Origin of the sequence: Streptomyces sp. NPDC026092 (assembly GCF_040638605.1) — a bacterium.
GTDB lineage: Bacteria > Actinomycetota > Actinomycetes > Streptomycetales > Streptomycetaceae > Streptomyces.
This window is the reverse complement of the sequence record NZ_JBEZYN010000014.1, coordinates 22454-44584: the sequence shown is the minus strand read 5'-3', so window position 1 is coordinate 44584 and position 22131 is coordinate 22454. Positions and strand designations below refer to the sequence as shown.

Sequence of the window (22131 nt, the reverse complement as noted above, 5' to 3'; positions counted from 1 at the left end):
AGGAGTGGTCGTCCAGTACAACTGCGGTCAGGCGCAAGCGAATGGTAGTGCGAGATAGTGTGCCGCTGACGGTGCGTACACGGGGGCGAGGCGGGAGATGACACTGCGGGACGGGGATCCGCGGGCGATCGGTGGGTATGTCCTGATCGCCAGGCTCGGATCCGGCGGGATGGGGACGGTGTACTCGGGGCGAGCCGCTTCGGGCCGGCTCGTCGCGGTGAAGCTGGTGCACCAGCAGTTCGCCGACGACCCCGAGTTCCGTACCCGGTTCCGGCAGGAGGTGGCGGCCGCCCGGCGGGTGAGCGGGGCCTTCACCGCCGCCGTGGTGGACGCCGACCCGGACGCGGAGCGGCCCTGGATGGCCACCCAGCTCGTGCAGGGGCGGACGCTGGGCGCGCGCGTGAAGGCGGACGGGCCGCTGCGCGGGGAGGAGTTGCGGGGGCTCGCCCTCGGTCTGGTGGAGGCGCTGCGCGAGCTGCACACCACCGGGGTCATCCACCGCGACCTGAAGCCGGACAACGTGCTTCTCACGGACGACGGGCCGCGGGTCATCGACTTCGGGATCTCGCGGGCGGCCGGGCAGAAGACGCTGACCTCGACCGGCCAGATCCTGGGCACGCCGCCGTACATGTCGCCCGAGCAACTGTCGGCCCCGGCACGGGTGCAGGCGTCCTCGGACGTGTTCTCGCTGGGCTCCGTGGTGGTCTTCGCGGCGACCGGCCGGGGGCCCTTCGACGCGGACTCGCACTACATGACCGCCTACCGCGTGGTGTCGGAACCGCCGGAGATCGGCGCGCTGACCGATCCGCTCCAGGCCGTGCTCGCAGCCTGCCTGGCCAAGGAGGCGGCCGACCGACCGGGACCGGACGAGCTGCTGGCCGCGCTTGCGGCGATCCCGGCGGCCGGCTGGGAGTCTCCCGTACGCGAGGGGGAGGCCGAGGAGACGGGATCATCCTCGGACGGGCCACCGACCGAGGACGCCGGGGGTCCGCCGACCGGAGACGCCGGCGGACCGCCGACCGGGCCGGTCAGAGACATCGCCTCCGGCGCGAGCGCGGCGGCCGTGCGGCGGCGGCGGTTCCGCCGGCGCTCCCTCCTCGCCCTCGCGCTCGTGGCCTCGCTGCTGGCCGGCGGCGGGGTCTACGTACGGTACTTCCAGCCGGACGGCGGTCCGCGGGACGACGCCAAGCCCCCGTCCCAGGGCGCCACGCGGCCGCCCGCGCAACCCGCCGCCAACGGGACGCTCCCCGCTTACGTGGCCACCGACGGCGGCAGCCCGGCCGGCAACCGGGCGTACGCGGACTCGCCCGCCCGGCGCCCCGCCGGCTGGCGGGCCTGGAACGGCGGGAACGACATGGGGGCCTGCGTGTACGCGGACTCCTCGCTGGTGTGCACGGCCCCCGGCCCCGAGGCCGGTTCGGACGACACCCTCAGCCGGTTCGACGCGGCGACCGGCGAGCCGCTGTGGGGGCAGCTCCTGGAGGACGTCGTCGACGGGCAGAGCCCGCTGGTGGCCCCCGGAGCCGTCGCCGGAAGCCACACGGTGATCGTGCTCGGCAGGGACGGGTTCACCGCCCACGACCTCTCCGACGGCGCTCCCCGCTGGCAGTTCCCCACCAAGAAGCGGCTGGGGCGGCCGGTCCTGGACGCGGACGGCAGCCGGGTGTTCGCGGTCGACGCGTCGGGCACGGTCACCGCTCTGGAGACCCGGTACGGCAAGGTCCTGTGGCAGCGGACGGTGTACGGCTCCGAGGACGGCCACCCGGTGCTGCGGGTGGCGGCGGACCGGGTGTACGTACAGGGGCGGTCGCAGAGCACCGGCACCTTGGCCCACAGCTCCGTGACCGCCCTCGACGCGTCGACCGGGAAGGAGCTGCCGTTCGGGACTCCCGAGGACGGCACCCGGTTCGCGCTGCCCGGGACGTGCGCGGCGCGTGGACTGACGCTGGCCCAGGACGAGGGCCCTGGCCCGGCCGAGGGCGAGTCCGATACCGGGTCCGCGGACGGGGCGACCGTCTTCCTGTGTGCCAAGGAGGACGGGACGGGTGTGCTGCGCGGGGATCCCGCCTGGCGGCGGACCACGGACCTCCGGTACGCCGGTACGACCCTGTCCGGACCGGCCTCGGCCGGGGCCAAGGTGTACCTCGTGGCGGCCTCGCCGAAGGGCGAACCGGCCTTTGTCGAGCTCGACCAGAAGTCCGGCGAGGCCGTGTGGCGGGTGCCGCTGGCGGAGGAGTGCCCCGGCCTGAAGCGCACGGAGGCGGCGAACGCCGTGGTGGTGACCGAGGGACTCGCGTACGTACGCTGCAAGACCTCGGGCGTGGTGATCGACCTGGTCTCCCGTAAGAAGACCGGCCGGTTCACCGTCCCGCGCGGTGGCGTCCCCACCGGCCCGGACGGCCCGGCCGGCTTCCTGGTCGTGGGCGGAGTGGTCTTCACCCCGACCACGAAGGGCTGGTCCGCCGTCGAACCCACCCGGGCCTAGGGGGTGTCCGGAAAGTATGGTCGTCCGCCCGAAGGGCGGGGCTCGCGGCGTCCGGTGCGTGCGATCGCAAGGCGCCGGGATGCCCTCGTAGCGAGCTACGTGGGCATGTCGGCAACGCAGCGTGGGGGTTCCCCCTGCTCGAAGAGCTTGGGGGAGTGCGTGCCGGGCGTCGCGAGCCAGACCAGACTTTCCGGACACGACCTAGACCCGGGTGGGGCCCAAGAGGGTCAGGCGACGGGCTGCTGCTGCGTGACGCAGTGGATGCCGCCGCCGCCCGTGCCGAGGCGGTCGATGTTCAGCTGCTCGATGACACGGTCCGGGTAGAGCCGGGCCAGGGTCGCGCGGGCGGCCTGGTCGGCCTTGGTGTCGCCGAAGTGGGCGCTGATGACGGCGCCGTTGCAGAGGTAGAAGTTGGCGTAGGAGGCCAGGAAGTCCCGGTTGGTGGAGCGGATCTTGTTGTAGTCCGGGCCCTGGAGCTTCATCGTGTCCATGGGGACGCCGCTCGCGGTCGTCGAGGCGGAGAGGATGCTGAACTGCTGGCGGGCGTCGCGGGCGTAGGCGTCGTTGTCCGAGGCCAGGGGCATCTGGACGAGGGCCTCGCCGGGGGCGAGGAAGCGGGACGTGGCGTCGACGTGGTCGTCGGTGATGTCCTGGCCGCGGACGCCGTCGAACCAGATCATCTTGGAGGCGCCGTACGCGTCGAACAGCGCCGTCTCGATCTGGCGCTCCGTCATCCCGGGGTTCCGGTTGCGGTTCACCAGGCTGCTGCGGGTCGCCATGAGCGTGCCCGCACCGTCCTGCTCGACGGCGCCGCCCTCGCCGACCAGGTCGGCGGAGGTGAACGGGACACCGACCCAGGCGGCGATCCGCCCGGCCACCAGGGCGTCCTTGGCGTGGGCCTGCTTGTTGCCCCACCCGTTGAAGTTGAGGCCGACGGCGTCCAGGCCGCCCTGGCCGTCCGTACGGAAGACGGGTCCGGTGTCGCGCATCCACGCGTCGTCGACGGGGATGGAGCTGAGGACGGTGACCGAGGATCCGCACTGCGAGCGGGCCTTGGCGGCGCTGCCGGAGTTGGCGCACATGACGACCGGTTCGTACTTGGCGATCGTCCGGGCGATCAGGGCGATGTCCGCCTGGACGCCGCTCAGCTTGTTGCCCCAGATGGAGGTGGAGTCGGGCCAGGCCATCCAGGTGCGGGCGTGGCGGACCTCCTCGTTGGGGACCCGGAAGGTGCCGGCGGCCGCGCGGGCCCGGCCGAGGTTCGTCGTCGTGGCGAGGGCGGCGCCGACGGCGGTCGCGCCGGCGGCGACGAGGAATCCTCGCCTGTTCAGGGATCGCGTCACTTCATCCTCCTGTGTGGGGGTGTGCCTGAGGGGACGACAGCTCCAGGTGGGCGGCCGCGATCCCGTCCGGGTTCCAGCCGGGGCGCGGTACGGAGTCCAGGAGCAGCCGGGTGTACGGGTGGTGCGGCGCGGCGAGCACCTCGCTGGTGGCGCCCGCCTCGACGACGCGGCCGCGGTGCATGACGAGGACCTCGTCGGTGACGCACCGGACCACGCCGAGGTCGTGGGTGATGAACAGGTAGCCGATCGGGGTCCGTTCGCGGATGTCGGCGAGCAGGTTGAGGATCTGGGCCTGGACGGACACGTCGAGGGCGGCGACCGCCTCGTCCAGGACGAGGACGGCGGGTTCGACGGCGAGGGCGCGGGCGATGGCGACGCGCTGACGCTGGCCGCCGGAGAGCTGCCGGGGCAGGGCGTCGGCCGCGCGGGTGCCGAGGCCCACCTGGTCGAGGAGTTCCCGGATGCGGGGCTCGGGGTCGCGGTCGGGGAAGTGCAGGCGCAGGGTCTCCCGCAGGACCCGTTCGACGCTGGTCCTGGGGTCGAGGGAGAGGTACGGGTCCTGGAAGACCATCTGCACCTCGCGGGCCCGGGCGAGGCGCTGTGCCCGGCCGCGTACCCGGGCGGGCCTGGCCCGGCCCCGTACCCGTACCTCTCCTGCGTCGGCCCGCTCCAGGCCCACGACGATGCGGGCGGTGGTGGTCTTGCCGGAGCCGGAGCCGCCGACGATGCCGAGGGAGCCCCCCTCGGGCAGGGTGAACGAGACGTCGTCCACGGCCCGTACGGTGCCGAAGGTGCGGCTCAGACCGGACACTCGCAGCAGGGGTTCGGTTTCGGTTTCAGGCATCGACGACCGCTCCTTCTTCGGCGAGCCGGTCGCTGTGGTGGCAGGCGGCGAGGTGTTCGGGCCGGTCGGGGGCCGGCCGGGGGTCCGGGGCGGTTTCCCGGCAGATCCCGGTGGCGAGGGGGCAGCGGTCCGCGAAGGCGCAGCCGGGCAGGGGGCTGCGCAGGTCGGGGGGCTGTCCGGGGATGGCGGAGAGTCTGCCGCCGGGGGCCGTGAGGCGGGGCGTCGAGGCGAGCAGGGCCGCGGTGTACGGGTGGCGGGGGCGCTCGAAGAGGGCTTCGGCGGGGCCCGTCTCGGCGATCCGTCCGGCGTACATGACGTAGACGCGGTCGCTGATCGCCGCCGCGAGGTCGAGGTCGTGGGTGACGAAGAGCAGCCCGGTGCGGAAGGTCGCGCGGAGCCGGGCGAGGAGGGCGATCACCTCGGCCTGGGTGGTGACGTCGAGCGCGGTGGTCGGTTCGTCGGCGAGGAGGAGGGCGGGGTCGCCCATCAACGCGGCGGCGATCACGACCCGTTGCAGCATGCCGCCCGAGACCTGCGTCGGGTACTTGTGGAGGGTGGCCGCGTCGAGGCCTACGGCGCCGAGCAGTTCGGTCGCCCGGGCGGTGGCGGTCGGCCCGTCCATGAGCCCGGTCGAGCGGACGCCCTCGGTGAGGAAGTCCCCGATGCGGCGCAGCGGGTTGAGGGTGGCGCGCGGGTCCTGGAAGATCATGGCGACGGTGCCCGCGCGCAGGGCGCGCAGCCGGTCGGCGGTCGCGGTGAGGACGTCGCGGCCCTCGACCAGGACGGTGCCTTCGGTGGTGGCGCCGGGCGGCAGGAGCCCCAGGGCGGCGCGTGAGGTGAGGGACTTGCCGGAGCCGGACTCGCCGACGAGGGCGACGGTCTCCCCGGGGCCGACGGTGAGGTCGACGCCGTCGAGGACGGGCCGGGCGGCGCCGGGCAGGCCGAGGCGCAGGCCCCGGATGTCGAGCGTGGGCACGGGCGGCTCGGACGTGGCCGAAGTCGACTGGGTCATGGGGCTCATCGGGCTCTCCTGGCTACGCGGTCGGCCCAGCGCTCTCCGACCACGTTGAACGCGACGACGGTGAGCACGACGAGGACGCACGGCAGGATCGCGGAGAGCGGATAGCCGTGCTGGATCGCGGTCTGGCCGTCGAAGACCATGCGGCCCCAGTCGGGCGTCAGCGGGGGCACGCCGAGGCCGAGGAAGGACAGGCCGGCGAGGTCCATGAGGGCGTAGCCGAAGTTGATGGTGGACTGGGCGAGGACGACGGGGGCGATGTTGGGCAGGATGTGGCGCAGGCAGATCTGGAGCGCCGAGTGCCCCTGCACCTGGTAGGCGCTGACGTACGGGCGGGCCCGTTCGGCGAGGACGAGGGTGCGGGTGAGCCGGCTGACGTACGGCAGGTAGGCCAGGCCGAGCGCCGCGACGGGGGCGAGCAGCCCCTCCCCGTACACCGAGACGACGAGGATCGCCAGGAGCATTCCGGGGAAGGCGAAGACGAGTTCGGTCGACCGGGACAGGACGGAGTCGAGCCAGCCGCCGCGCCAGGCCGCGGCGGTGCCGACGGCCACCCCGGCGAGGGTGGAGAGGGCGACGACGCCGAGCGGACCGAGCAGGGAGGTACGGGCGCCGAGGAGCAGCCGGGACAGGGTGTCGCGGCCGGCGGTGTCGGCGCCGAGCGGGTGGTCGGCGGAGGGCCCGGCGAGGGCGGCGCCGAGGTCGACCGCGTTGGGGTCGTGCGGCGCCAGCCAGGGCGCGAGGAGCGCCGCGAGGACGACGAGCCCGACCACGCCCAGGCAGACCAGGTGGAGGGGTGAACGGCCGGAGCTCGCGGTGATCTTCGCGAGTCCGGGGCGTCGGGTGAGGACGGCGGTCATGCGGTGGCCCCTCTCGTGCCGAGGGTGATCCGGGGGTCGACGAGGGGCAGCAGCAGGTCGACGATCAGGTTCACGGCCATGAAGAGGGCCACGATGATCAGGGAGACGGCCTGGACGGTCGGGAAGTCCTTGGTCGTGGTGGCCAGTTCGAGGAGTTGTCCGATGCCGCCGATGCTGAACGCCGTCTCCACGAGGACCGTGCAGACGAGGAGCGTGGAGACGATCAGGCCTCCGGTGGTGAGCACGGTCCCGAGCGAGTTGCGCAGCACATGGCGCCGGATGACCTGGCGTTCGGGGACGCCCCGGCTGCGCGCCACGGTCACGTGCTCGCTGTCGAGGGCTTCGAGCATGGCGGCGCGGGTGACACGGGCGAGCATGCCGATCAGGTAGAGCGCGAGGGCGATCGCGGGCAGGGTCAGGTGCCACACCATGTCGAGGAAGCCGTCGCCGGCGCCGCCGCTGGGGAACCAGCCGAGCCTGACCGCGAAGAGGCCCTGGAGCAGGACGGCCGCGACGAAGGACGGGGTGCCGACGGCGAGCGCGGTGGCGACGAGGACGGTGGCGTCCGTCCTGCCGCCGCGTACGGCGGCGACCTTGCCGAGCACGAGTCCGACGATGACGACGACGGCGAGCGCCATGGTGATCAGCAGCAGCGTGGTGGGCAGCCGGTCGGCGAGCAGCCGGGAGACGTCGGTGCGGTAGGTGAGGGACCGCCCGAAGTCGCCCTGGACGACGTCGCCGAGCCAGCGGAGGTAGCGCTCGGCGAAGGGGTCGTCGAGGTGGTAGCGGGCGTTGATCGCGGCGAGCGCCTCCGGCGAGGCGGAGCGCCCGGAGAGCAGGAAGCTCGCGGGGCTGCCGGGCGCCAGATACATGGCGCCGAAGACCACGAACGAGGCGACGAGGAGGGTGGCCGCCATCTCGGCGACCCGCCGTACGGCGAACCTGAGGAAGGCGGGGAGGGCTACGGATCTCACGGCGCGGCCCCCGGCTCGGTCCGGTCGGCGCCCGTGGCACCTTCGCCGGAAGCGCCCACGTCCGCGGCCCACGGGTAGTACATGTAGGCGATGGTGGTCGGGGCTCCGGTGATCCTCTTGTTGAGGAAGAGGGCGGTCGGCCACTCCGCCACCGGGATCCACGGCAGCTGCTCGGCGGCGTGCCGCTGGAGCTCGCCCTCGATGCGCAGACGCCGGTCCTGGTCGTAGGTGGAGGTGGCCTCCTCGACGATGGCGTCGTACCGCTTGTCGCTGTACCCGGCGAAGTTGAGGTACGCGCCGGTCCTGAAGTTCGTCAGGAAGTCGAGCGGGTCGGTGATCGAGTCGTAGTAGGTGAGCGGGAACATGTCGATGCCCTCGCGTGCCTCCGGGTCGGTGAAGAGCGCCGTGAAGGCGTTGGGGGCGACGGACTTGAGCTCGATCCGCAGCCCGATCTCGCTGCCGGCGGCCTGGACGGCGGTGGCGAGCAGGGAGACGTCCTGGCCGATGGAGCTGGTGGCGACGGTCAGGGTCTTGCCGGTGGCGCCGGCCTCCTTGACGAGCGCGCGGGCCTTCTCGACGTCCCGTTCGGTGGGCGGCAGTCCGGCGAAGGCGGCCTTGCGCACGTCGGGCGAGCCCGCCGCCCACGCGGCGCGCGTGGTGAGGGAGCTGGTGGCCGTACCGGCGCCGCCGAGCCCGGCCTTCACGAACCCGGAGCGGTCCAGGGCGAGGGAGAGCGCCTGACGTACGCGTACGTCGCCCAGCGCGCCGCGCATGTTCGTGATGCCGAGGTTGACCGTACTGAGGCCCTCGCCGAACCAGAGCGTGCCGACGCCGCTGGTCTTGAGCCGCCCGTAGCTCTCGGTGGGGATGAGGTAGCCGCCGTCGGCCTCGCCGCTGAGCAGCGCGTTGGTCCGGGCGGAGGGGTCGGTGAGGAAGCGGAAGACGACCTTTCCGGCCTTGGCTCGGGTGCCCTTGGGGCCGCCCCAGTAGCCGTCGAAGCGCTTCAGTTCGAGCGACTGCCCCTTCTGCCAGGCGCCGAGGGTGAACGGGCCGGTGCAGGCGAGGCCGCCGGAGGTGCCGTAGTCGGCGCCGGCCGCGGTGACTCCCGCCTTGGAGGCGACGACACCGGCGGCGGTCGCCATGTACTGCGGGAACTGCGAGTCGGGCTTCTTCAGCTTGACGGTGACCTGGAGCGGGCCGGTCGTGCGGATGGAGGCGACGTTCTGGAAGTTCTGCGCCCAGGCGGCGGCGTTCGCGGGATCCGTCTGCCGGCCGAGGCTGAAGACGACGTCGTCCGCCGTCATCGTCCGGCCGTCGTGGAACCGCACACCGCTCCGCAGGTCGTACACCCAGGTGTTCGGGTCGGGGTTGGTGGCCTGCCGCGCGAGTCCCGGTTCGAGGGTGAGCCCGGGCGTCCAACGCATCAGGCTCTCGCAGACGTTGGAGAGGATCGTGTTCTGCGGGTAGTCGAACGCCATCGTGTAGTCGAGCGTCGGCGGTTCCGCGTAGACGGCCCAGGTGAAGGAGTCGATCTCCCCCTTGGGCTCGGGCGTACCGGCCGAGAGCGCGAACGAGGCACCGGTTCCGTCCGCCCCGGCACGGGGCGGACCGGCGCAGGCCGCGAGGCCGGTGAGCACGGCGAGCGAGGCGAGGGCCGCGAGCGCGGTCCTGGCCTGGCGGCGTCCTGGGACGCGGGGCGGGGGCGGTGCGGTGCTCATCGTCGCGCTCTCTTTCGGTACGGCAGTCGGTACGGCGAGGGGAGGAGTGCCGAGGGGTACGGAGGGAGGGGTGAGGATGCGGCGGGGGCGGTGCCCCAGGGGGCTGCGCGCGGAGGCTGGGCCGGGGACGGGCCCCCAGGGGCTGCGCGGCGAGGCCTACGCGCGGGGGCGGGCCGCCGGGAGCTGCTGGGTGATGCAGTGGACTCCACCGCCGCCGTACGCGATCACCGGAGCCGGGACCCCGACGACCTTGCGGTCCGGGTGGGCGGCGGCGAGCACCTCCATGGCGGCGAGGTCCTGCGGCATCCCGGCAACGGGGACGACGAGGCCGCCGTTGGCCAGGTAGTAGTTCAGGTAGGAGACCTCGATCGGGACGCCGGCGACCTCGCCGAACGCGGTCTGCGGCACGTCGACGATCTCCAGGGCCCGGCCCCGGGCGTCGGTGGAGACCTCCAGGACGGCGCGGTTGGCGCGCATCCGGGCGTAGTCGGGGTGCTCGGGGTCCGCGGGCAGGGACACGACGACCTTGCCGGGCGCGGCGAAGGCGCAGACGCCGTCGACGTGACCGTCGGTCTCGGTGTCGAGCAGTCCGCCGTACGGGAGCCAGATCACCTTCTCGACCCCGAGCCGCGCCTTCAGCTCGGCCTCGATCTGGTCCCGGGTCAGGTCGGGGTTGCGGTTGGGGTGGAGGAGGCACTGCTCGGTGGTGATGAGGGTGCCCTCGCCGTCGACGGTGATCGCCCCGCCTTCGAGGATCATGTCGGAGGCGACCCGGTCGACGCCGAGGTGCTCCAGGAGCAGGGCGCTGATCCGGTCGTCGGAGTCGTACGGGTGGTGCTTGCGGCCCCAGGCGTTGAAGCGGAAGTCGACACCGGCCCGGTTCCCGTCCCCGTCCAGGACGAACAGGGGCGCGGAGTCGCGGAACCAGGAGTCGTCGAGGGGCAGTTCGACGACGGTGACGTCGTCACCGCAGTGGGCGCGGACGTCGTCGCCGAAGCCGGGCGGGGCGACCATCGTGACGGGCTCGAAGCGGGCGATCGCGCGGGCGACCTCGGAGTACTCCCACTTCACGGCGGAGAGGACGCCGCTCCACAGGTCCTCGCGGGTGGGCCAGGCCATCAGGCAGCCCTCGTGCTCGTCCCACTCGGCGGGCATACGGAAACCGGTCATCAGGGGTCTCTTTTCGGTCGTTGGAGAGGATCGTGGCCCTAACTGAATTTTCAGTCAAGACTCTGGACAGGGGAAAGCGGGGAGGAGAGAGGAAAGAGGTGCGTCAGAGGAAGTAGAGGCGGTTGAGGGAGATGGAGTCCGCCGGCTCCGAGCGCAGGGGCGCCCCGTCGAGCGTCACGAGGCCGGTGCGGCCGTCGACCTGTACGTCTCCGGTACGGGAGTTGCGGAGCATGTCGGCCGGTCCGATGCCCCGGGTGCCGCGTACGGCGACCCGGCGACGGCGGGTGGCCAGGGCGTCGTACGGCCGGCCCGAGGAACCCGACTCCGCGGCGGCGCGGCTCACGAACGCCACGGAGAGGTCCGCGGGCGCGGCCCCGTGGGCGCCGAACAGCGGCCCGAGGACGAGCGGTTCGCAGGTGTCCGTGGCCGCGTTGGGATCACCGGTCACTCCGTACGCGGGGAAACCGTTCTTGACGACCATCTGCGGCTTGGCGCCGAAGAACGGGGGCCGCCAGAGCACGATGTCGGCCATCTTGCCGACCTCGATCGAGCCGATCTCGTGAGCGAGGCCGTGGGCGATCGCCGGGTTGATGGTCAGCTTGGCCATGTAGCGCAGCACGCGCGCGTTGTCGTCGTGCGCGCCGTCGCCCTCCATCGGGCTCAGCTCGGCCTTCATCTTCCCGGCCATGGCGAAGGTCCGGCGTACGGTCTCGCCGGCCCTTCCCATCCCCTGCGCGTCGGACGAGGTGATCCCGATCGCGCCCAGGTCGTGCAGGACGTCCTCCGCCCCCATCGTCCCGGCCCGGATCCGGTCCCGCGCCATCGCGGCGTCACCCGGCAAGTCCGTCTTGAGCGCATGGACGGAGACGATCATCCCGTAATGCTCGGCCACGGCATCACGGCCGAAGGGGAGCGTGGGGTTGGTGGACGAGCCGATGACATTCGACACGCCCGCCATCTTCAGCACGTTCGGTACGTGGCCTCCGCCGCAGCCCTCGATGTGGAACGCGTGGATCGTCCGCCCGTCCAGAACCTTCAGCGTGTCCTCGACGGACAGACACTCGTTCAGACCGTCACTGTGCAGCGCGACCTGCACATCGTGCTCCTCCGCCACCCGCAGCGCCGTGTCCAGGGCGCGGGTGTGGGCGCCCATGTCCTCGTGGACCTTGAACCCGGACGCCCCACCCTCCGCGAGCGCCTCGACCAACGGCGCCGGATCCGAGGACGAACCCCGCGCCAGGAAGCCGATGTTGACCGGCCAGGCGTCGAACGCGCTGAAGGCGTGCTTCAGGGCCCATGGCGAGTTGACGCCGACGCCCCAACTCGGGCCTATCTCCTGCCCGATGATCGTGGTCACGCCGCTCGCGAGGGACGCCTCCATGATGCGGGGCGAGAGCAGATGCACATGGGTGTCGACGGCTCCGGCGGTCGCGATCAGCCCCTCCCCCGGAATCATCGTCGTCCCCGTGCCGACGACCACGTCGACACTGTCCAGGGTGTCCGGGTTGCCGGCCCGGCCGATCGCGTGGATCCGGCCCTCCCGGATCCCGATCGACACCTTGCGGATGCCCAGGACCGCGTCGATCACCAGGACGTTGGTGATCACCATGTCGCAGGTCTCGCGGACGGCCGCGGCCTTCAGGTGCATCCCGTCGCGCGCGGTCTTCCCGAAGCCCGCCAGGAACTCGTCCCCCGGCTGCTGCGAGTCGGACTCGACCCGGACGACGAGCCCGGAGTCGCCGAGCCTGACGCGGTCGCCCGCGCGCGGCCCGTGCACGGCGGCGTACTCGTGCGGGTCGATGTGGCGGCTGCGCCCGGGGGCGCAGTGGTCGCCGTGGCGGGTCGGCCGGCTCATGCCCGTACCCCTTCCGGTGCCGAGGTGTCGTGGGTGGGTTCCGAGGCGTCGCAGACCGGTGCCGCGCCGAGATAGCCGCAGGCCGCGGCGCGGGCCAGGGCCCTGAGCCTGGCGCCCGGCGCGTCGAGCGGGCCGTCGACGAGCCCGGCGAAGCCGGTGACGACACGCGCCCCGCCGATCGGGACGAGGCCCACCTCGACGGTCTGACCGGGGTCGAAGCGGGTCGAGGAACCGGCGGGGGCCGCCTGCCGCATGCCGTAGGCGGCGGCGCGGTCGAAGTCCAGGCGCGGGTTGGCCTCGAAGAAGTGGAAGTGCGAGGTCACGCTGATCGGCACGGTGGCCGTGTTGCGGACCCTGAGCGTCACGGCCGGCTCGGGCACGGCGAGGGTGTCCGGCCCTGGCAGTACGGCTCCGGGGGCGCCGTCGTTCCGGTCCGGGGCGCCGAACGGCTCGGCGACGGCGGCGAGCCGGCTGCCGTCGTCGAAGACGGCCTCGACCTGGATCTCGGTGACCACGTCGACGACGCCGGGCAGCACGTCGTCCGGGCCCAGGACCGAGCGGCCGCGCTCGATCGCCTCGGCCAGGCGCAGCCCGTCACGGGCGGCCTCGCAGACCGTGTCCGCGATGAGGGCGGTGGCCTCGGGGACGTTGAGCCGCAGACCGCGCGCGTGGCGGGCCCTGGCCAGTTCGGCGGCGGTGAACAGCAACAGCCGGTCCCGCTCGGTGGGCGTCAGTGGCATGTCGACCTCGCGTACGTGACGTACATGGGTTGTTCCTTCCTCCCCTGCGACGACGACGGCGGGGAGAGAGCGAGGGGGTCCGGGCTTCCGTGACGCGGCCGGCGCGGTTCGAATGCTCCGAGGTGGGCGACCGGGCCGGTGGGGCCCTGCGATGAACTCACTGTGGCACTGACTGAAATTTCAGTCAATAGTGGGGACGCACCTCGGCCACCTGGATGAAGTACACGGTCCGAAGGTGGCCCTACGGCTGCCGAGGTGGCGCTACGGCTGCCGCAGCCCGGCCAGCTCGACCTCGACGGCCTCCGACATGAGGGTGCGCGCGTGCTCGATCGCGAGGCCGCCGCTCAGCCAGCGCATGCTCAGGCCCTCGAGCAGCGCCGTGAGCCGCTCGGCGGCCGCCGCGAGCGTGACCGCCGGCGTGAGGGGCTGCACCTGGCCCAGGAGCCCGGCCACCTCCTGCACCCAGACCAGGGTCGCCCGGGCGAGGTCCTCGCGCAGGACGGGGTCGAAGACGGCGCTCGCGCGCAGCTCGCCCCAGGCCGTGCTGTTCTCCCGCACCTCGGGGGTGTCCTGGAGTTCGAGGAGCAGGACCTGGTCGAGCTCATCGCGCGGGCTCAGCGGCTCCGCGTCGACGTCCTGCGCGGTGGTGTAGCGCTCGGCGCGGTCGTTGATGAACTCCAGCGTGTGCCGCAGGATCCCGGTGCGGTCCTTGAAGTGGTAGTAGATCAGACCGGTGGAGACGCCCGCCTCTTCGGCCAGTTCCTCCACGCGGAGCCCGCGGACACCACGCCGGGCGATCACCCGCGCGGCCGCTTCCAGGATCTGAGTACTACGAGATGCCATGCGACGAACCCTATCCGCACCGGTCGGCCCGGGCGTAAGGCCTGCCATCACCCCCGCCATCGCCCCGCCATCACCCCCGCCGTCAGCCCTGGCGTCCGTACTGGCTCAGGACGAGCGTGACGGGCCCTGGCCCGGGGGCTCCCTCGACAAGGCGCGCGACGACGAGCCGCCGGCCGTCGGCGCTGCGGACGCAGAACGGCCGCTCGTCGGCGAGCTCTTCGTACGGCAGGCTCGTGACCGGTTCCGCGTCGATCCCGCGCTCGCAGTCGGCGGGGCCGAGGGCGTACCCCGAGGCGATGAAGGCGTCGGCGTCCTCGGGGAGCACGAACCCGCCCTTGTCGCGGGCGAGATACCAGGTGGCGGTGTCGGCGGGCGCCACCTTCCCGGCCGCCAGGTCGAACTCGTAGCCGTCGTCGGGCGCGGTCAGCTCCACGTCCGCGTAGCCCGGGGTGTACGCGACCCCCGAGGCTCCGCCGCCCGGGTCGCCGCCCAGCCAGTACACGGCCCCGGCTGCCACGACGAGCGCCGTGAGGACGGCGGCGCCGATCGTCAGCGTCGTACGGCCCCGCCGGGATCTGCGGCGGTCCCGGCGGGCGACGGTTCCGCCCGTTCCGCCCTGCGGGCCGTGGCCGCCCCGCACGTCCCCGCTCGTCGCGACGCGCTCCGTGGGGATCGGGACGGCCGGGACCGCAGGGGCGACCGGGACCCCAGGGGCGGTCGGGGCGGCAGCCCTGCGCATGACCTCGCGTCCGACCGCGCCGAACTCGGGTGCGGCGCCGACGGCGGGGTGGGCGCGGACGGCTGCGATCAGCTCGGCGGGGGTGGGGCGCCGCTCGGGCGCCTTGGCCAGGCAACGCCCGACGATCTCGCGCAGTTCCTCCGGTACGCGCGAGAGGTCGGCCGGCTCGTGGACCACGCGGTAGAGGGCCGCCGACTCGGGCCCCGTACCGAAGGGCAGGGCGCCGCCGGCCACGTAGGCGGCCAGCGCGCCGAGCGCGAAGACGTCGGTCGCGGGCGTCACGGCGTGCCCGAGGGCCTGCTCGGGGGCCATGTACGCGGCGGTGCCGATCCTCAGGCCGGTGCCGGTGAGCCCGGTGGCGTCGGCCGCGCGGGCGATGCCGAAGTCGATGACGCGTGGGCCGTCCTCGGCGACGAGGACGTTGGCGGGCTTGAGGTCGCGGTGGATCACGCCCGCCGCGTGGATGACCTGGAGGGCCTCGGCGATCCCGGCGACGAGCAGCAGCACGGTGGGCGCGGGCAGCGGGCCCCGGCTCTCGACCACCTGCTGGAGCGAGGGGCCCGCAACGTACGCGGTGGCGAGCCAGGGGACGGCGTCGTCGGCGCCGGCGTCCACCACCTGCGCGGTGAACAGGCCGTGGATGCGGCGCGCACTCGCGACCTCCTGGGCGAACCGCCTGCGGAACTCCGGGTCGGCCGCGAAGTCCTCCCGTACGACCTTCAGCGCGATGGGGCGACCGCCCGGCGTGTGAGCGAGGTAGACCACGCCCATGCCGCCGGAGCCGAGCCGGGCCTGGACGCGGTAGCCGCCGATCTCGTGGGGGTCGTCGGGGGTCAGCGGCGGGTGGACCTGCTGCACCACGGGCGGCTGGGTCGAGGACATGGGCGGCTCTTTCGGCGGTACGGAACGGCGAGGCCGATGGGGCGCACGGCACGCCCTGCGCCTGAGAGTGCCTGTTGACTAAAGTTTCAGTCAATCTCAGTAGTCCGATCTCGGAACCCGATGAAGGAGCACACGATGGCGGAGCGCAGGGCGGCGGAGCGCACGGCGAAGGGCCGGAAGACGGCGATCCTGGAGGCCGCGGCCCGGGTGATCGCACGCCGTGGCGTGCGCGGGCTGCGGATGGAGGAGCTGGCCGCCGAGGCGCGCGTCTCCAAGGCCCTCGTCTACTACCACTTCGCGGACCGCGCCGACCTGCTGCGCCACACGCTGCGCTTCATCGTCGACCGGGCCGAGCGGTACACCCGCGACGGACCGCTGGAACGGCGCCTGCTCCGGGAGCTCCAGGACACCCCCGAGGTACGGGAGAACAGCACCGCCTGGGCGGAGCTGCGGGCCAGCGCCGTCTTCGAACCTGAGCTGCGGGAGGAGCTGGCGCGGGCCGGCCAGGACTGGATCCGGGAGATCGCGGACCTCCTCGGCCAGGCCGGCCCGGCGGCCCCGGACGCGGCCCTGGTCGCCGCCTCCGAGCGGCTCACCGTGCTCCTGGAAGGCCTGAGCACGCGGTGGCTCATCGGCCTCCTGCCGGTCGGCCACGCGTCGGAGCTCATGCGCGGCGCGATCGCGGCGGAGGTCGAGGGGCTGCGCAGACCCGAGACGCGCACCCCGTGCACCGTCGCCTGAAGAGCCACAGCCGCGCAGCGCCAGGAACACACGTCCGCATTTGACTGAAAATCCAGTCAGTGCCACAGTGGCGCCACGGCCACCCCCACTCGCGCCTCTGCCCAGCCGTCTCCACGGCCGCCATTCGCGTGAAGCCAAGGCCCGCGATCTCCGCCGCCGCGCCGCGTCACCGCGACCCGTCAGGCCGCCGCCGGATAGTCTCGCCAGCCCACGAACGGAGCACGTCGTGTCCCACTTCATCCCCTCCCGCCGCACCGCCCTGCGCGCCTTCGCCGGGATCGGCGCCGCCCTCGGCCTCGGCGCCACCGCCTGCGGCCCCGACGGGTCCGTGAGCGCGGGTTCGACCACCGCGCCCTCCCGCACCCCGGCCGCCGGCGGGGAGCGCCGCTTCGGCGCCGAGTGGGACAGCCACACGCGTACGTTCATGTCCTGGCCCGCCCTCGCCTCCGTCTGGGAGGACGACCTGCCCTACGTACGGGAGGACATCGCCCGCATCGCGCGGGCCGTCGGGGAGTACGAGGAGGTCGTGATGATGGCCCGCCCGGAGCAGGTGGCGGCAGCCCAGCGGGCGTGCGGATCGCAGGTCGAGGTCATCCCGCTCCCGGTCGACGACCTGTGGGCCCGCGACACCGTCCCGGTCTTCGTCGAGGACGGCGGGGAGCTCATCGGGGTCGACTTCAACTTCAACGGCTGGGGCGACAAGCAGGAGCACACCAACGACTCCCAGGTGGGCCGGAAGCTGCTCGCCAAGTACGGCATCCCGCGCGAGGTGGCGCCGCTCGTCGCCGAGGGGGGCTCCTTCGAGACCGACGGCGAGGGCACCCTCCTCGTCACCGAAAGCTCGATCGTCAACGACAACCGCAACCGAGGGAAGAGCCGGGACCAGATCGAGGACGAGCTCATCGAGACCCTCGGCGTGGAGAAGGTGGTCTGGCTCGCGGGCGTCCGCGGCGAGGACATCACCGACGCGCATGTGGACAGCCTGGTGCGCTTCGTCGCGCCCGGCGTGGTCCTGCTCGACCAGGCGTTCCCCGGCACTCCCCCGGACTCCTGGTCCCGCTCGGCCGACCAGGCGCGGTCGGTGCTCAGCAAGGCGACCGACGCGCGGGGCCGGCGCTTCGAGATCATCGACCTTCCGCAGCCCGACCTCGACAAGATCACCGGCGAGGGCGACGACTTCGTCTCCACGTACGCCAACTTCTACGTGGCGAACGACTCCGTGTTCCTGCCGAAGTTCGGCGACCGGAAGGCCGACGCGCGGGCGAAGGCGATCCTGCAGGAGCACTACCCGAAGCGGGACGTCGTGCAGCTGCAGATCGACACCATCGCCTCCGGCGGCGGCGGAATCCACTGCGCCACGCACGACCAGCCCGGAAAGCCCGCCGCCTGACCGTGTCCGGACGACGACCCCACCCGCGGCCCCGCGGCGGACTCCTCGGCGCGCTGCTCGTGCTCCTCGCCGTCGCGGCGGCCGTCGCGTGCGGGTTCTGGCTCCAGTACGGCGAACGCCAGGACCTGGACACCCGTTACGCGGCGGGTGGCGAGGCTCCCGACCGGGTCGACATCGACGCCACCGTCCAGCGCGTCGACGCCACCGGGCGGGAGCTGACCCTGCGGATTCTGGTCACGCCGCGCGGCGCCCTCGCCGAGGCGGGCGGGCTCTCGCCCGCCGAGGACCTGACGCTGCAGACCTCGCCCGCAGTCCGCGGCGACCTCACCTTCCCCGCGCACAGCCGCATCGCCACCGTCGACGTGCCCGTCGCGCTGTCGGGCGGCCCGATCACGGACTACCCCTTCGACAGTTACGACACGGAGCTGGAGTTCGCCGCCGTGCAGGGCGGCGAGAGCGTGCCCGTACGGATGCTGCTGTCCAACGGCGACACCCTGTTCTCCCTCGCCGCCGACGCCTCGGAGATCCGCGGCGCGGCCGTCTTCTCGTTGGAGGCGGCACGCTCCGGCAGCGCGCTCGTCTTCGCCGTGTTCATGATGGTGGCGATGTGGGCCCTCACGGTCGCCGTCCTCATGGGCGGCTGGTATCTCGTACGCCGCCGCAAGGGCCTGACCTGGCCCGCCCTGGGGTGGATGGCGGCCACGCTCTTCGCCCTGGCCGCCTTCCGCAACACGGCACCCGGCGCCCCGCCCATCGGCAGTCTCCTGGACTACCTCGCCTTCTTCTGGGCGGAGATACTGATCGCGTTCTGCGTGATCGTGGTGGTCGTCCGCGCCGTACGGGCGGAGGGCCCGGCGGCGTCCGACCCCCTGACCGAGCCGTAGAGCCTCAGCCGGTCCTGTCGAGGAGTCGGCCGGTGGGTGCGGCGAGGCTGCCCCGGTCGGCGATGCGCTCACCGCGCAGCCAGGTCGACGTCACAACGCCGTGCAGGGTCCGGCCCGCGTACGCCGTCACCCGGTTACGGTGCTCCAGCTCCGCCGGGTCGACGGTGAACGTCGCCTCCGGGTCGAGCACGGCCAAGTCGGCGTCGCGGCCCACCTCGATCGCGCCCTTCCGGTCCAGGCCCGCCAGCCGGGCCGGGGCCTCCGACATCCAGCGGACGACGTCCTCCAGGCTCCGGCCACGGCGCCGGGCCTCGGTCCAGATCGCCGGCAGACCCAGCTGGAGCGACGAGATACCGCCCCAGGCCGAGGCGAAGTCCGGCGTCTTCAGATCGGCCGTCGACGGCGAGTGGTCGGAGACGATGCAGTCGATCGTCCCGTCGGCCAACCCCTCCCACAGCGCGTCCTGGTTCGAGGCCTCGCGGATCGGCGGGCAGCACTTGAACTCCGTCGCCCCGTCCGGCACTTCCTCCGCCGTGAGGGTGAGGAAGTGCGGGCACGACTCGACCGTGATCTTCACGCCCTCCGCCTTCGCCGCCCGGATCAACGGCAGCGCATCCGACGAGGACAGATGCAGCACATGCACGCGCGCGTTGAGACGGCGCGCCTGATTGATCAGGTTCTCGATCGCCGTGTTCTCCGCGTCGCGCGGCCTCGACGCGAGGAAGTCGGCGTACTTCTCCCCCGCCTTCTGCGGTGCCGCCGCCAGGTGGTGCGGGTCCTCCGCGTGCACGATCATCAGGCCGCCGAACCCGGCGATCTCGGCAAGCGAGTTCGCCAACTGCTCCTGGTTCAGCTGCGGGAACTCGTCCACGCCCGAGGGCGACAGGAAGCACTTGAAGCCGAAGACCCCGGCGTCGAAGAGCGGACGCAGGTCCTTCACGTTGTCCGGGAGCGCGCCGCCCCAGAAGCCGACGTCGATGTGCGCCTTCGAGCGGGCCACCTCCTGCTTGATCCGCAGGTGATCCACGGTCGTCGTCGGCGGGAGCGAGTTCAGCGGCATGTCGAGGAGGGTCGTGATCCCGCCGGCCGCCGCCGCCCGGGTCGCCGTCCAGAAGCCCTCCCACTCCGTGCGCCCCGGGTCGTTCACGTGCACGTGGGTGTCGACGAGGCCCGGCAGGACGACGTCGTCGCCGACGTCCTCGATGCGGGCGCCGGCCGGTACCTCGGCGTCGTACGGGAGCACACCGGCGATCGTCCCGCCGGAGACGGTGATCGACGCGGGACGCGTGCCCTCCGGGGTGATCACGCGGGTCGAGCGCAGGACGAGCTGTACTTCGGGCAACGGACGTTCCTCTCCTGGTGGTTGGCGATCGGCGGAGTCAGCGACGCGGCTGCGGGGGCCAGTTGACGATCCGCTTCGGGCGCGGCTGCGCGTAAGTGCGGACCTTCGACGTCGACAGGCCGAGGCGGACGAGGGACTCGGCGATGGTCACGGCCGCGCTCACCCCGTCGACGACGGGGACGCCCGTGCGCTCCACGACGCGTTCCGTGAGGCCGGACATGCCGCCGCACCCCAGGCAGATCACCTCGGCGCGGTCGTCCTCGACGGCCCTCGCGGCCTGTTCGACGATGGCGTCGACCGCCGCCTTCTCGTCCCGCTCCAGGTCCAGTACGGCGAGCCCGCTGGCCCGCACCGAGGCGCACCGCGCGCTGAGGCCGGCCGCGTGGAGGCGCTCCTCGATCAGCGGGACCGTACGGTCGAGGCTGGTGACGACGGAGTAACTGCGGCCCAGGAACTGGGCGGTGCTCGCGGCCGCCTCGGTGATGTCGACGACCGGGACGTCGAGCAGCTCCTGGAGGCCTTCGCGGCCGTGCTCGCCGTAGCCCGCCTGGATCACGGCGTCGAAGGGCTCGGGGTAGGCGCGGACGGTCTCCATCACGGCGATGGCGGCCAGGTAGCTCTCGTAGTTGCCCTCGACGGACTCCGCTCCGAAGGCGGGGGTCAGCGGGACGATCTCGGTGCCGGGCGAGGCGGCGCCGGCGGCCTGCTCGCCGATGGAGTCGGTGATGGACTGCGTGGTGTTGACGTTGGCTACGAGGATGCGCATGGTGCGTGTCTTCCGTACCTTCTGCTCGGCTCGGTGGGTCATTCGGCGGCGACGGCGATGGCCTCGCCGTCCACGTCCCGGATCGTGGCGGTACGGTCCGCGATCAGCGCGTACACGACGGCGGCGAGGATGGCGCCGACGAACCAGGAGAAGCCGGCCACCGCGTGGAAGAAGGGCACCAGGGCGACGATCACGGCGATGCCGGCGCTGGGCACGAACGCGGCGACGGCCCGGGGGTTGAAGCCGCTGCGGTAGTGGTACTCGCCCCGCGGGTCCTCGGTGTAGAGGTCGGGCACGTTGACCCGGGACTTCCGCAGCAGCCAGTAGTCGGCCATGATCACGCCGAAGAGCGGTCCGAGCAGGGCGCCGAGCCCGCCGAGGAAGTAGTTCACGACGATCGGGCTGTTGTAGAGGTTCCACGGCAGGATGACCAGGCCGATGACGGCGCTCACCACTCCGGCGCGACGGAAGTTCAGCCGGCGCGGGAACAGGTCGATGAGGGCGTAGATCGGCGCCACGAAGTTGGCCAGCAGGTTCACGGCGACCGTGAGGGCGATGAGGGCGAGCGAGGCCGTCGCCAGGAGCGCCATGTTCGGGATGGTGCGGACGATGTCCGTGGGGCTCGTGATGACGTGTCCGTCGATCGTGAACTGCGCGCCGCTGAGGACCACCACGATCACGGCGAAGAACAGCATGTTCACCGGGATGCCGATCACGTTGCCGCGCACGATCGAGCTCCGGCTCTTCGCGGACCGGGTGAAGTCGCAGAAGTTCAGGACGAACGTCCCGTAGATCACCACCCACAGCGCGGCCGCCTGCAGGATCTGCAGCCACAGCGCGCCACCGGTGAGCGGTTCGTCGATGGAGACGGAGATCGAGGCGTCGGCCCGCACGAACATCCAGACGGCGAGGGCGCACATGGTGATCAGGGTGGTGGGCGCGGCGAAGGCCATGTACCTCCGGATCATCTGCATCCCGTAGCTGACGATGAGGAGTTGGAGGGCCCAGAGGGACAGGAAGGTGATCCAGCCGAGGGTGGACTGGCCGAGGAAGGAGTTCGTGTCCAGGCCGCTGAGTCCGGGGAACATCGCGAGGAGCAGGGCGCCGAGGACGGCGGAGGCGAGGTAGGTCTGGATGCCGAACCAGGCGATGGCGACGATGCCGCGGACGGCGGCCGGGATCTTCGCGCCCCTGATGCCGAAGGCGATGCGGCTCATCACGGGGAAGGGGACGCCCGTCTTGTGGCCCATGAACCCGGAGAGTGTCAGCAGCAGGAAGAGCAGGACCGAGGCGAGGACGAACGCGGCGAGGATGCCCCACACGTTCAGTCCGAGCGCGAAGAGGCCGATGGCGAACGCGTAGTTCCCGAGGCTGTGGACGTCGTTGGCCCAGAGCGTGAAGACGTTGTACGCGCCCCAGCGGCGCCCTTCCTTTTTCGTGGGGGCGAGGTCGTAGGTGTACAGAACGGAGCTTGCGGCTCCGGTGGCCGTCCGGGGCGGCCGGTCCTCCACAGCAGTCATCGAGCGGGCCTCGCAGA

18 protein-coding genes are annotated in these 22131 nt (G+C 72.5%); 4 read left to right on the top strand and 14 right to left on the bottom strand.

From position 1 onward, the window contains the following. Positions 1-97 precede the first annotated feature (97 nt). Positions 98-2485, top strand: coding sequence for a protein kinase (locus AB0F56_RS22655; RefSeq protein ID WP_362012561.1), 2388 nt, complete (start codon positions 98-100; stop codon positions 2483-2485). A gap of 227 nt (positions 2486-2712) precedes the next feature. Here AB0F56_RS22655 and AB0F56_RS22650 read toward each other — a convergent pair whose 3' ends face one another. The 11 genes from AB0F56_RS22650 to AB0F56_RS22600 form a co-directional block, all read right to left on the bottom strand. Further along, the gene (locus AB0F56_RS22650) at positions 2713-3828 is read right to left on the bottom strand and encodes an agmatine deiminase family protein (protein WP_362012559.1); all 1116 of its coding nucleotides are present in this window, start codon (positions 3826-3828) and stop codon (positions 2713-2715) included. 1 nt (position 3829) lies between these two features. Then, on the bottom strand, positions 3830-4672 hold the full coding sequence (locus AB0F56_RS22645) for an ABC transporter ATP-binding protein (protein WP_362012556.1): 843 nt from the start codon (positions 4670-4672) through the stop codon (positions 3830-3832). Continuing rightward, positions 4665-5693 carry an ABC transporter ATP-binding protein gene (locus AB0F56_RS22640; protein WP_362012553.1) on the bottom strand — a complete coding sequence of 343 codons (1029 nt, stop codon included), beginning with the start codon at positions 5691-5693 and terminating at the stop codon, positions 4665-4667. Before AB0F56_RS22640 ends, AB0F56_RS22645 begins: the two co-directional genes overlap by 8 nt. Next, the gene (locus AB0F56_RS22635) at positions 5690-6550 is read right to left on the bottom strand and encodes an ABC transporter permease (RefSeq protein ID WP_362012551.1); all 861 of its coding nucleotides are present in this window, start codon (positions 6548-6550) and stop codon (positions 5690-5692) included. Before AB0F56_RS22635 ends, AB0F56_RS22640 begins: the two co-directional genes overlap by 4 nt. Continuing rightward, positions 6547-7524, bottom strand: a complete 978-nt coding sequence (locus AB0F56_RS22630; protein ID WP_362012549.1) for an ABC transporter permease — start codon at positions 7522-7524, stop codon at positions 6547-6549. The genes AB0F56_RS22635 and AB0F56_RS22630 overlap by 4 nt, the downstream gene beginning before the upstream one ends. Further along, positions 7521-9242 (bottom strand): ABC transporter substrate-binding protein, encoded by a 1722-nt coding sequence (locus tag AB0F56_RS22625; RefSeq protein WP_362012547.1) that lies wholly within the window; start codon positions 9240-9242, stop codon positions 7521-7523. Before AB0F56_RS22625 ends, AB0F56_RS22630 begins: the two co-directional genes overlap by 4 nt. A gap of 156 nt (positions 9243-9398) precedes the next feature. After that, positions 9399-10412, bottom strand: coding sequence for an agmatine deiminase family protein (locus AB0F56_RS22620; protein WP_362012544.1), 1014 nt, complete (start codon positions 10410-10412; stop codon positions 9399-9401). Positions 10413-10515: 103 nt separating this feature from the next. Continuing rightward, positions 10516-12267 carry an urease subunit alpha gene (locus AB0F56_RS22615; protein WP_362012541.1) on the bottom strand — a complete coding sequence of 584 codons (1752 nt, stop codon included), beginning with the start codon at positions 12265-12267 and terminating at the stop codon, positions 10516-10518. Beyond that, entirely contained in the window at positions 12264-13007 is a 744-nt protein-coding gene (gene ureA, locus AB0F56_RS22610) for an urease subunit gamma (protein ID WP_362012539.1), read from the bottom strand. The genes AB0F56_RS22615 and ureA overlap by 4 nt, the downstream gene beginning before the upstream one ends. Positions 13008-13268: 261 nt before the next feature. Next, positions 13269-13850 carry a TetR/AcrR family transcriptional regulator gene (locus tag AB0F56_RS22605; protein ID WP_362012538.1) on the bottom strand — a complete coding sequence of 194 codons (582 nt, stop codon included), beginning with the start codon at positions 13848-13850 and terminating at the stop codon, positions 13269-13271. An 82-nt stretch (positions 13851-13932) separates the two neighbouring features. Continuing rightward, complete coding sequence (locus tag AB0F56_RS22600) at positions 13933-15471, bottom strand: serine/threonine-protein kinase (RefSeq protein WP_362012536.1); 1539 nt, start codon at positions 15469-15471, stop codon at positions 13933-13935. A gap of 135 nt (positions 15472-15606) precedes the next feature. Here AB0F56_RS22600 and AB0F56_RS22595 point away from each other — a divergent pair, with 135 nt between their 5' ends. From AB0F56_RS22595 to AB0F56_RS22585, 3 genes are all read left to right on the top strand, one after another. Next, positions 15607-16212: a helix-turn-helix domain-containing protein gene (locus tag AB0F56_RS22595; protein WP_362012534.1), complete on the top strand. Its 606-nt coding sequence runs from the start codon at positions 15607-15609 to the stop codon at positions 16210-16212. Between the two features lie 226 nt (positions 16213-16438). After that, positions 16439-17602: an agmatine deiminase family protein gene (locus AB0F56_RS22590; RefSeq protein ID WP_362012531.1), complete on the top strand. Its 1164-nt coding sequence runs from the start codon at positions 16439-16441 to the stop codon at positions 17600-17602. A 2-nt stretch (positions 17603-17604) separates the two neighbouring features. Continuing rightward, positions 17605-18486: a DUF4436 domain-containing protein gene (locus tag AB0F56_RS22585; RefSeq protein WP_362012528.1), complete on the top strand. Its 882-nt coding sequence runs from the start codon at positions 17605-17607 to the stop codon at positions 18484-18486. Between the two features lie 4 nt (positions 18487-18490). Here the strand turns inward: AB0F56_RS22585 and allB are convergent, their stop codons facing one another. From allB to AB0F56_RS22570, 3 genes are read right to left on the bottom strand one after another with little or no spacing between them, the layout of a single operon-like run. After that, entirely contained in the window at positions 18491-19828 is a 1338-nt protein-coding gene (gene allB, locus AB0F56_RS22580; protein ID WP_362012525.1) for an allantoinase AllB, read from the bottom strand. A gap of 37 nt (positions 19829-19865) precedes the next feature. Further along, complete coding sequence (locus AB0F56_RS22575; protein ID WP_362012523.1) at positions 19866-20594, bottom strand: aspartate/glutamate racemase family protein; 729 nt, start codon at positions 20592-20594, stop codon at positions 19866-19868. 38 nt (positions 20595-20632) lie between these two features. Beyond that, positions 20633-22114, bottom strand: coding sequence for an NCS1 family nucleobase:cation symporter-1 (locus AB0F56_RS22570; protein ID WP_362012520.1), 1482 nt, complete (start codon positions 22112-22114; stop codon positions 20633-20635). Positions 22115-22131 lie beyond the last annotated feature (17 nt).